Source organism: Streptomyces sp. ID05-39B (genome assembly GCF_033794725.1).
Lineage (GTDB): Bacteria > Actinomycetota > Actinomycetes > Streptomycetales > Streptomycetaceae > Streptomyces > Streptomyces bobili.
In genome coordinates this window covers 1-6,991 of sequence record NZ_JARGEF010000333.1, presented here as the reverse complement: position 1 = coordinate 6,991, position 6,991 = coordinate 1, and the positions used below count along the sequence as shown (strand labels likewise).

Below are 6,991 nucleotides of genomic sequence, written 5' to 3'. Positions count from 1 at the left end.
CGGGAGGCCGGCCCCGGGCGGTCCCCCCACGACCACCTGCTCCCCGTCCACGAGGAACCGCGCCCGGTTCAGACCGTCAGTGTTCGTACCCGGCCGCACCCCACCGGCCGCGGTCAGCGCGTCGACCACACGTGAACCGGCCGGCAGCCGATGAATGCCGGGGTCCCGGACCTTGCCGCTGACGTCGACCACGATCTCCGGCGCCGTGCCCACCGCTCCACCGGGCGCCGGAGGCGAAGGAGAGGGCTCCGTCGGCCCGCTCCGCTCGTCGACTCCGTAGGGAGCGGCCGCCTGCACCACCTCGGGGGCCCGCACAGGCTGCGCACGACCGGTCCAGAAGTGCTGGACGGCGAACGCGGCGACGGCTACCACCACCACGGCCAGCGCGAGCACGCTCCTGCGTTCCAACCCGCACCGCGCCTGGGCCCACACCGGCAGCCGCTCCCGCAGAGCCAGCCCGGCCCGCTCCCGCCAGTCCCCCGGCCCACGGGTCGCGCCCGTACGGTCACCCTCCTCGGCCGTGGCACGGCCCTCTCCCGCACCCTCGGCCGTGACACGGCCCTCTCCCGCACCCTCGGCCGTGCCCTCACCCGTGGCCTCGGCCGTACCTGACGAGGCGTCGTCGTCCCCCGGCGGCCCCATCCCCAACTCTCCCCGCTCGCCGCTCCGTTCCCCGAACAGCAGCTGCGCCCGTCGGCGCAGCTCCTCCGCCGGGGCATGGCGGTTCCCCACCCGGCCGCGTGCCGGTGACCGTCGGTGTCGGACGCGTCCGTCGGAGCCGGGCCTGCGCCCGGGTCCACTCGTCGCGGAAGTGGTCCGTGTGCCTGATCGAAGTGCCATGTCACGAGGATGGAACACTTCACGAAACCGCGATGATCTTGCTCAATTTCCGGGGAGAACCACCCGGTTGTGGATAACTCCGCCACCCGCACGAGTGGCTCGGCCGCTCCTCACCGAGCCGAAACCACAACCCCCAGCAGACCGGGCCCGGTGTGCGCGCCGATCACCGCACCGACCTCGCTCACATGCAGTTCCACGAGGCCGGGCACCCTGGCTCGCAGCCGGTCCGCCAGCGCCGACGCCCGGTCAGGGGCGGAGAGATGGTGGACGGCGATGTCCACCGGGGCGCTGCCCGCCCGGTCGGCGGCGAGTTCCTCGAGGCGGGCGATCGCCTTCGACGCCGTACGCACCTTCTCCAAGGGCTCGATGCGCCCGCCGTCGAGCTGGAGCAGCGGCTTGACCGCGAGCGCGGAGCCGAGGAGGGCCTGGGCCGCGCCGATACGGCCGCCGCGGCGCAGATAGTCAAGGGTGTCGACATAGAAGAAGGCGGAGGTGCCTGCGGCTCGTTTCTCCGCGGCCGTGACCGCTTCGTCCACCGTGCCGCCCGCTTCGGCGGTCTCGGCCGCCGCGAGCGCGCAGAATCCGAGCGCCATCGCGATCATGCCGGTGTCCACCACCCGCACCGGCACGGGTGCCTCTCGGGCCGCGAGGACCGCCGCGTCGTGGGTGCCCGACAGTTCGGCGGACAGGTGCAGCGACACGATGCCGGTGGCGCCGGCCTCGGCGATCCGGCGGTAGGTCCGTGCGAAGACCTCGGGACTGGGGCGCGAGGTGGTGACGGAGTGTCGCTTCTGGAGTGCCTGGGCCAGGGAGCGGGTGGAGATCTCGGTGCCCTCTTCGAGTGCCTGGTCGCCGAGGACGACGGTCAGCGGTACCGCGGTGATGCCGTGGCGCTCCATCGTCCCCTGCGGCAGGTAGGCCGTTGAATCCGTGACGATAGCGACATGGCGGGACATGAGCTGGAGGTTACCTGCCGTATCCCCAGGAGGGGAGCCCGGCCCCGCACGGCCGACCGGCCCTTGACCGGATCAGTATCGTGCCTGACAGCCGGATCAGTACCGTGCCTGACGTGCCTCAGGTGGTGCTCTCGGGCCGTGGCTTCTTCTGCCACGGGTAGGTGGGACGCGGTCCCGGTGGCGTGATGGCGGGCCGGCCGGGAGGCTCCGCCGCGCGCGAGGAGGGCGTCTCCGTCTCCGGCCAGGTCTGTCCTGCGGTCGCGCTGCCGGCGGCGGGCGCCTGGGGCCAGGAGGACGATGCCTGCGCCTGTGCGGGGTCGTCCGCGGTGGTCCAGTGGCGCAGGGCGCCGGCCTCCAGGTCGATCTGTGCGTGGAGGGTGTCCAGGTCGTCGTCGGCGAAGCGGCGGGCCCGGTCGCGGGCGGCCCAGCGCAGGGAGTCCGCCGAGGACGTGACCCGCTCGGTGCGCTCCCTCAGTGACGGCAGCCGCTCGACGAGGGTGGCCCGGTCGGGCTCGGACTCCAGCCGCTTCAGTTCGTCGTCCAGTTCGCGGCCGTGCCCGCTGAGGCGTGCGAAGAGGGCGAGGGACTCCTTGAGGGACTCGTCCTCGGCGACTCCCGCCTGAAGCGCCTCCTGGGTGGCCCTCATCGAGGTGCGGAGCTTGAGGCGGAGCTGGGCGATCTCACCGGCAGGGCCGAACTGGGCGAAGGACTTGGCCCGCAGGGTGTGGTCCTCCACCGTGCGGCGGGCCTGGTTGATGGTGCGGTCCACGCCACGCTTGGCGGCGCCGACCACCTTCACCGTCGCGTAGACACCCACCGCGACGAAGAGCACGAAAAGCAGGGCAAAGATCGCGATCACTGCTTCCACGAGCTCCTCCTCCGGTCCCGGAAGCGGCACACCACGCGCCGCTCTTCAACGGTAAACGCTACGGGCAGGCCCGGAGTTCCACCGGAACCCCGAACCTGCCCGTAGGGGACTACCCCGAGCGCACGCCGACCTCAGCCGCCCACGCCCAGCCCCAACACACCGGTCTCGACCGCCCACGCCCTGGGCCGTCACCGTGTTGATCAAGCAGGCACGATGTTGACCAGCTTCGGCGCCCGGACGATCACCTTGCGGATCCCCGCGCCGCCCAGCGCGTTGACGACGTTCTCGTCGGCCAGGGCCACCTTCTCCAGCTCCTCGTCGGAGATGGCGGGCGACACCTCCAGGCGCGCCTTGACCTTGCCCTTGATCTGGACGACGCAGGTCACGGCCTCGTCCACGACGTACGCCGGGTCGGCCACCGGGAAGTCCCGGTGGACGACGGAGTCCGTGTGACCCAGCTTGCGCCACAGTTCCTCGGCGATGTGCGGGGCCAGCGGGGCGATCAGCAGCACCAGCGGCTCGGCGACAGTGCGCGACAGACGGCCGCCCGCCTTGGTCAGGTGGTTGTTCAGCTCGGTGATCTTGGCGATGGCGGTGTTGAAACGCAGGCCCTCCAGGTCCTGGCGCACGCCGTCGATAGCCTTGTGCAGGGCACGCAGGGTGTCCTCGTCCGGCTCGTCGTCGACGACGGTGACCTCGCCGGTCGCCTCGTCCACGACATTGCGCCACAGCCGCTGGAGCAGCCGGAACTGGCCCACCACCGCGCGCGTGTCCCACGGGCGCGAGACGTCCAGCGGGCCCATCGCCATCTCGTACAGGCGCAGAGTGTCGGCTCCGTACTCGGCGCAGATGGCCTCCGGAGTGACCGCGTTCTTCAGGGACTTGCCCATCTTGCCCAGCAGACGGGAGACCTTCTCGCCCTGGTGGTAGTACGCGCCGTCGCGCTCCTCCACCTCCAGAGCCGGTACGGCGATGCCACGGCTGTCGCGGTAGACGTAGGCCTGGATCATGCCCTGGTTGAACAGCTTGTGGAACGGCTCCGCGGAGGAGACGTGTCCCAGGTCGAACAGGACCTTGGACCAGAAGCGCGCGTACAGCAGGTGGAGCACGGCGTGCTCGGCGCCGCCGACGTACAGGTCGACTCCGCCGTGCGGCTGCCCCGCGCGCGGGCCCATCCAGTACTGCTCGATCTCGGGGTCGACCAGCTTCTCGGAGTTGTGCGGATCCAGGTAGCGCAGTTCGTACCAGCAGGAACCGGCCCAGTTGGGCATGGTGTTGGTCTCGCGGCGGTACTTGCGCGGACCGCGGCCGTCACCCAGGTCCAGGGTCACGTCGACCCAGTCCTCGTTGCGCGACAGCGGCGTCTCGGGCTCGGTGTCGGCGTCGTCGGGGTCGAAGGTGCGCGGCGAGTAGTCCTCGACCTCCGGCAGCTCCAGCGGCAGCATCGACTCGGGCAGCGCGTGGGCGATGCCGTCCTCGTCGTAGACGATCGGGAAGGGCTCGCCCCAGTAGCGCTGGCGGCTGAACAGCCAGTCGCGCAGCCGGAAGTTGACCGTGCCCGCGCCGACGCCGGTCCGCTCCAGCCACGCGGTGATGCGCTCCTTGGCCTCGGCTACGCCCAGGCCGTCCAGGGAGACCTCGCCGTTCGACGAGTTGATGATCTTCGCGTCGTAGGAGGCGAAGGCGTCCTCCCACGTGGAGGTGTCGGTGCCCCGTCCGTCGGTCGGCTCGACGATGCACCGGATCGGCAGCTCGAAGGCGCGCGCGAACTCGAAGTCACGCTGGTCGCCCGCCGGGACGGCCATGATCGCGCCGGTGCCGTAGCCCATCAGTACGTAGTCGGCGATGAAGACGGGGACCTGCTCGCCGTTGACCGGGTTGGTCGCGTACGCGCCGACGAAGACGCCGGTCTTGTCCTTGGCCTCGGCCTGGCGCTCGACGTCGGACTTGGAGGCGGCCTGCGCGCGGTACGCGGCGACGGCCTCGGCCGGGGTCGCGTGGCCGCCGGTCCACACGTCGTGCGTGCCCTCGGGCCAGGCGTCCGGGGTGAACTTCTCGACCAGCGGGTGCTCGGGCGCCAGCACCATGTAGGTCGCGCCGAACAGGGTGTCGGGGCGCGTGGTGAAGACGGTGATGTGCTCGCCGTCGATCGGGAAGCCGACGCGGGCGCCCTCGGAGCGGCCGATCCAGTTGCGCTGCTGGAGCTTGATGGCCTCGGGCCAGTCCAGCGCGTCCAGGTCGTCCAGCAGGCGGTCGGCGTAGGCGGTGATGCGCATGTTCCACTGGCGCAGCTTGGCCTTGAAGACCGGGTAGTTGCCGCGCTCGGAGCGGCCGTCGGAGGTGACCTCCTCGTTGGCCAGCACGGTGCCCAGGCCGGGGCACCAGTTGACGGGCGCGTCGGAGGCGTAGGCCAGGCGGTACTCGCTCAGGACGTCGGCGCGCTCGATGTCGCTCAGCTGGCTCCAGGAGCGGTCGCCGGGCAGGTCTCGCTCACCGGACTCGAAGCGGGCGACCAGCTCGGCGATCGGGCGGGCCTGCTTCGCCTCGTCGTCGTACCAGGAGTTGAAGATCTGCAGGAAGATCCACTGGGTCCACTTGTAGTACTCCGGGTCGATCGTGGCGAACGACCGGCGCTTGTCGTGGCCCAGGCCCAGCGCGCGGAGCTGCGACTTCATGTTGTTGATCGCGGCTTCGGTGGTGATCCGGGGGTGCTCGCCGGTCTGCACGGCGTGCTGCTCGGCGGGCAGGCCGAAGGCATCGAAGCCCAGGGTGTGCAGGACGTTGTGGCCCGTCATCCGCTGGTAGCGCGCGAAGACGTCCGTCGCGATGTAGCCCAGGGGGTGACCGACATGCAGGCCCGCACCGGAGGGGTACGGGAACATGTCCATGATGAACTTCTTGGGCCGGGCGACGACCGCGGGGTCGCCCGCGAGGTCACCCTTCGGGTTCGGCGCCGCGTAGGTGCCCTCGGCGTCCCAGACGTCCTGCCAGCGTGCCTCGATGTCGGCTGCCATGGCGGCCGTGTACCGGTGCGGCGCGGCCACCTCTGCGGTGGCAGCGGGGTTCGTCTCGCTCATGTCCTCAAAGCTCCATCGATCGTCTCTGCCAGCGGCTGCCACTCAGGAAACGAAAAATCCCCTCGCACAGGAGGGGACGCCGCGCCGATTCCGAACCATCCGGTTCTCCGGCGTTCGGGACTGATCAGCGCGGCTCGCTAAGCAGAAGGCGTACGGCACGCATGGCCTCAGGGTACCGCAGGGCTTGAGCAAGCCGCGACGCGCTTGCGTATGCCTGGTCGACACGTGCGTACCGCACCCGCAACTGAACCAAGGTCAGGGATTACTTCGCGTAACAGCCACTAAGGGACACTGCTGTGGCCACATTGTCCTTTGATAACAACGCAATAACTCAAACCTCGTACCCATCGGTATGGCGCCCACTTAGAGTTCGGCATCGGGACCGCTTTCCCGAACTGCTCGGAGTTGCCCCCATGAACCCTCGTCGTAGTAACAGCTCGCTCCCCCAGCCGGGCCGGTCGGCCTACGGGGTGGCGTCCGCTGTCGTCCTGCTTCTCATACCCGTGGTGGTGCTGGTCGGAGGCGACCAGTTCCGCGAGTTCCTGAACTTCGGCGCGGGTGTGCTGTCCCTCGTCTCGCTCAGCTGCTCGGTGATCTGGGGCCTGGTCGCCCAGGACCGGATCTTCCTCAACACGCGCCAGCGGCTCATCGGCCAGGCCGTGCACCGGACGACGGCGGTCGCCTCGATCGCGTTCCTGCTGCTGCACATCACCACGAAGATCGCGCTGGACCACACGCAGTTCATCGCCGCGGTCATCCCGTTCTCGCTCGGCGTCACCGGGACCGCCGGCCTGATCGGCCTCGGCTCACTGGCCGGACTGCTGATGATCTTCGTGGGCATCACCGGAGCGCTGCGCAGCCGGTTCGCCTCGCCGGCGCCGGTGGCCGCCCGCTGGCGGGCCATGCACATGCTGGCCTACCCGGCCTGGTGTGCCGCGCTGATCCACGGACTCTACGCGGGTCGAGCGGCCAAGCCGATCTTCGTGATCCTCTACAGCCTGTGCCTGCTCGGCGTCATGGCCGCCCTCGCACTGCGCTCCGCACCGCGCCCCTTCAAGCGCGAGGTCGCCGACCGCATCGCCGCGGTCCTCGGCACCGACGAGCCGGCCGGCCGCGACGCCCTGGACGCGAGCCGGGCCCGGATGTCGGAGTCCCAGTCGCTGCCGGGCTACGAGAGCCGCCCCGCCCGGGAAGCCGACCCGGCGGGCGCCGGACGCACGGCACCGTCGTCGCCCCTGTTCGACCCGCCC

4 protein-coding genes and 1 pseudogene are annotated in these 6,991 nt (G+C 70.5%); 1 reads left to right on the top strand and 4 read right to left on the bottom strand.

Annotation, left to right across the window (positions count from 1 at the left end; genetic code table 11):
• From P1P75_RS38090 to leuS, 4 genes are all read right to left on the bottom strand, one after another.
• Positions 1-840 (bottom strand): SLBB domain-containing protein (locus P1P75_RS38090; RefSeq protein ID WP_319264042.1); only part of this gene is annotated, 840 nt, incomplete at its 3' end.
• Between the two features lie 110 nt (positions 841-950).
• Positions 951-1,796: a DegV family protein gene (locus P1P75_RS38085; RefSeq protein ID WP_319264040.1), complete on the bottom strand. Its 846-nt coding sequence runs from the start codon at positions 1,794-1,796 to the stop codon at positions 951-953.
• A 118-nt stretch (positions 1,797-1,914) separates the two neighbouring features.
• Positions 1,915-2,664, bottom strand: a complete 750-nt coding sequence (locus P1P75_RS38080; RefSeq protein WP_319264038.1) for a hypothetical protein — start codon at positions 2,662-2,664, stop codon at positions 1,915-1,917.
• A 200-nt stretch (positions 2,665-2,864) separates the two neighbouring features.
• On the bottom strand, positions 2,865-5,741 hold the full coding sequence (leuS, locus tag P1P75_RS38075) for a leucine--tRNA ligase (protein ID WP_319264036.1): 2,877 nt from the start codon (positions 5,739-5,741) through the stop codon (positions 2,865-2,867).
• Positions 5,742-6,154: 413 nt separating this feature from the next.
• Here leuS and P1P75_RS38070 point away from each other — a divergent pair.
• Positions 6,155-6,991 (top strand): annotated as a pseudogene (locus P1P75_RS38070) (cytochrome b/b6 domain-containing protein); the annotation flags it as partial.